The organism is Vibrio nigripulchritudo ATCC 27043 (genome assembly GCF_000222685.1).
GTDB lineage: Bacteria > Pseudomonadota > Gammaproteobacteria > Enterobacterales > Vibrionaceae > Vibrio > Vibrio nigripulchritudo.
Genome location: NZ_AFWJ01000149.1, coordinates 1 through 4,052, shown reverse-complemented (window position 1 = coordinate 4,052; position 4,052 = coordinate 1). Strand labels below are relative to the sequence as shown.

Below are 4,052 nucleotides of genomic sequence, written 5' to 3'. Positions count from 1 at the left end.
TTATTAAACATTCTGGGTTTCACGAAGAATCCGAATGGAGAATAGTTGCCCGTAATCCGACAGAAAATATACAGTATAGAGTTTCAAAGTCTCATATTGTGCCATACCTAGTCTTGCCTTTGATTAGAGACTATCCAGAGATAATTAAAGAGATCTATATTGGACCTAACCCAAACCCTCATCGGTGTGAAAAATCTGTTAAGCAGCTTCTTAAAAGCGAAGCAATCGAGCATGTGACGACAAAAATATCTTCGATACCATTCAATAGCTGGTAGATAAAGATAACAAAGCATTTAAGAGTGATTCGCAACGCTTGGCAGTTTCGCTTCGCTCAAGTATAACCAAGCGCTGCTCACACCTTAATGCGGCTACATGGATTCCCCCGGCTGTCAAACATCCGCTAAACTTCAGGCGATGGGTTTTGGACTGCCGCTCTACATTCGGTCTGTTTGTTGGTGATTTATGCTCACCATGACCCTGATGACTTTGCGCGACTGCGGTGCCTTATTCGTTAGATGACATTGGGTATGTCCGCCGCATTAACAGGCTCTCCGCTCGTGGTCTTAACCTATCTCCATCCATTGCGTTTGCTCTGACCCGGTGGGTATTCTCTTTCTACTGCTTGGTTTATTGGGAACTAGGCAGCGTAATTCTCATATTCCGTCTGGTTATGTAACAGTGACCAGATAATTCGAGCGTTCTTAGCCGCCAGTGCGACAATCGCCCGATTCATCCCTCTTCGCTCTAATACGCCACGGTACCATTGGCTGAGCCTGTCTTGCTTATCGCCTAAGTTGGCAATCACGGTTCGTGCTCCATGAACCAGCAAGGTTCTCAGGTACTTGTCGCCATGCTTAGTTATCCTGCTCAGTCGGGCTTTCCCTCCTGTCGAATACTGTTTGGGAACCAACCCTAACCAAGCGGAGAAGTCTCGGCTCTTATCAAACTGAGCCCCATTACCTATGGAAGCGAGGATTGCGGTGGCGGTTTGAGGACCGATGCCTCTGACTTTCATAATGCGCTGAACATTGTCACTGACTTTAGCGAATGCGTGAAAAGCTTGTTCTGTGTCGGCGATACGTTGGTTCAGGTGCTCCAGGTGGTGGTAGGCATCAGCAATAGTGGCTCTTGCCAGTTGTGGCAGCTCGTTTTCCGCCTCTTCAAGGAGGAGTGGGACTTACTTCATTAAAGAGGACTGACCGACGGGCATGATAAGTCCAAACTCAGACAGCAAGGCTCGTATGCGATTCATCAATGCCGTTCGCTCACGAACCCAGTGCTCTCTCATTCGATGTACCGACAATATGGCTTGTTGTTCGGAGGATTTTACAGGTACAAAGCGAGTGGATGTGTGTTGAACGGCTTGGCATATGGCGACCGCATCATTGAGGTCATTCTTTCCTTTCACTCGGTGTGGCACCACATATTTAACCGCCATAATACGAGCATCATGTCCCAATTTATTGAGTGTTCTTGCCCAATAATGCGCGCCGCCACACGCTTCTAATCCTATACGCATAGGTGGCATCTTTGCTATGGTAGTCAGTAGCTTAGGGCGAGTTACAGATTTGTGGAGAATGACTTTCCCATCAGAGTCGACGACGTGGATGCTAAAGTGGTTTTTCGCTAGGTCGATACCGCCAAAATAAGAACAATTAGACATGGTGCCTCCAGTGTTAATCGATACCACCTCAGTGTGGCAGATTCTAGGAAGGGGGAATCCATGTCATTCGTTATGCCTCAGGAGAAAAAATGGAAGATATTCTCACGATTTTAAAGGTTTGTAGTGCAGTGGTAGCAATTATTGCAACTTTGATTGGTGTACTAAAATTCAAGTTTACACGCCGCTCGGCAATGATAGCGGAGTATCAACATGCTAGAGCTTTTCTATCTGAGGTCGACACTTTACATCCTTACGCAAAAGACCTTGGCTTTTACACGATCGCAGGTAGTAGTTACGTAAGTTCTGCGGAAATTGAATATGCTATAAGCCTCGAAAACCCAGTTAAGTCTTTAAAATGTTATGTTAAAGGTAGAAAGTACTTTATTCCGTTTAATGAGCTTAAGTATCCCAAGCTAAAATTTAAGCCAAAATACGAGTCTCAACGAAAAAGAGTGTTCTTAACCTATTTTTATATGGTCATGTATTTCTTAATGGCTTTTGTTGCTATGTCTCCAGCTATTCTTTCCCAGTTTATAGATTATTCGTCTCTTACTGACTACGTTTCGCTATTATTGGTTAGCTTGGTGGCATTCGGATACCTCGCGTACGAAATGCTGCAACGTCATCTAGAAATTTACTTTGCGCAGTTCTTGTTTGACTCACAAGAAGTACACCGAGATCTAAAGGTAGTAAAGGCATAACAAACTGTTTAAGAGTGATTCGCAACGCGTGGCATTTTTACTATGCGTTGGTTTAAGTGATTAAGGTGGTATGCGGTGGCGTCGGTATTGCGTTGCTCACACCTTAACAGGGCGTTAGGCTTCAAGAAGAAATAATGGACAATATTTATCTACAATTAATGGGAGATGAGAACGATCTTTGTATTCCCGTTATGGATGTCGAGTATTTACAAGGGCTTCCTATGTATGCGGCTCAACTTGCTGGTCTTGGTGAAGGCTCTAAAATTCCAAGAATCATTTTAGATCTGGAACAAATACAGGTACTGGACTACACCTCTATATCAACAGTTAGCGCTGAACAAAAGACTGTAATTAATGAGAAGTTAAAAAGAATACCTCCAGCTCCAGATGAGCTAGCTTTCTTAGCTTTAAAATCTCTTTATACTTATGCTTGGTGTGACATTGAGACACAAAAGGAGCTTGAATCAGCAATTGAAACGGAGCAAGCACTAAATTATCTCATAACAAAGCAAGCTATGGAGCTTGCTAGTGATGTTATGTACCAGGATGCCAAGCTGCCCTATTGGATAAGGCTAAGTCAGTTACGAGTGATGTCAAAAATTCCCCAAGACATCATTAGTAGCGGTAAATTAGACAAAGTAGCGTGCTATCCTATCAAAAGTCCGTTTTTCAATGCGAACTCGACAATGTTTAGAGATGGGACTGACCCATTAATAGGTTTTAATTATGCGCTTGAACCTATTCTCAAGATGCTAAATCGTATAATGGTTCACTTCTACTCATCACAGCATTTAGCGGGTGAAATCAGAATACAGAGAGCTTGGAAAGAGCTTTTACCAATTGTTAAGTTTCTTTTAGGAACTACAAGTGCATACGAGGTAACACCAAATGCTATTCTATTTAGTGTCGAGGATGCGCAGTTAGCCCAGAATATTTCTGCTGATCAAGTAGATTTTATAATGCTACATGAACTAGGGCATATTCTAAATGATCACCCTTTTCAATTAGACGAACTGAAAGGAACTGAGGGTGAAGTTGAATCAAGGCATAAACTAGAGCTCGAGGCGGATAGCTTTGCTCATCAAGTTTATAAAAAATGGCTGCTTCTAAACGATGAAAGAAGTTTGGACTTTAAGCTAGGAGAATATGCTAACTTAATAGAAGGTTCCCAATTGCTATTTATTTATATGAACTTTTTGGAGTTTGCAAAAGAAAAAGTCGCATCTTTTAGCAATGTATCAACGAGACCATCACTAAGTGACACACATCCTTCTGCTAGTATTAGGCTTGAGCATCTAAATGCGTTAACAGGCATTAAGTCTAGATCTGATAGAGTTAGCTATGCTACTGAATTATTTCAGCAAATTATTGATTATGTAGCAGGAGCAAGCGAGGAAGAAGTTCTTTCTGATATGTCTTCGCTTAGAAAAGAAGCCTAACAATCTGCTTAAGAGTGATTCGCAACGCTTGGCATTTTTGCTATGCGTTGCGTTTAGTGTTTAAGGTGGTATGCGGGAGCTTCGGTATTGCGTTGCTCACACCTTAATAGGGCATTATGTTTACGAGGAAAATTATGACACAGGGTCAGCATTTAATAGCTGGATGGAACACTAGAAATGATTGGCAAAATTACCTGAGACAGCTTGAGAAAGATAGCTCTCCGGAAGCATGGACTAAAGTGTTTGAAG

General features: G+C 42.3%; 2 protein-coding genes and 2 pseudogenes. 3 read left to right on the top strand and 1 reads right to left on the bottom strand.

Annotated features, from left to right (window positions below):
• A pseudogene (locus RH89_RS30215) lies at positions 1 to 275 on the top strand (DUF2971 domain-containing protein); the annotation flags it as partial.
• A gap of 362 nt (positions 276 to 637) precedes the next feature.
• On the opposite strand, the pseudogene RH89_RS13360 reads toward RH89_RS30215, so the two are convergent.
• A pseudogene (locus tag RH89_RS13360) lies at positions 638 to 1,663 on the bottom strand (IS110 family RNA-guided transposase).
• Positions 1,664 to 1,752: 89 nt separating this feature from the next.
• Between RH89_RS13360 and RH89_RS13355 the strand changes: the two are divergent.
• Positions 1,753 to 2,364 (top strand): hypothetical protein, encoded by a 612-nt coding sequence (locus RH89_RS13355; RefSeq protein WP_004402684.1) that lies wholly within the window; start codon positions 1,753 to 1,755, stop codon positions 2,362 to 2,364.
• A gap of 134 nt (positions 2,365 to 2,498) precedes the next feature.
• The gene (locus tag RH89_RS13350; RefSeq protein ID WP_004402683.1) at positions 2,499 to 3,803 is read left to right on the top strand and encodes an ImmA/IrrE family metallo-endopeptidase; all 1,305 of its coding nucleotides are present in this window, start codon (positions 2,499 to 2,501) and stop codon (positions 3,801 to 3,803) included.
• The last annotated feature ends 249 nt before the right edge of the window (positions 3,804 to 4,052 follow it).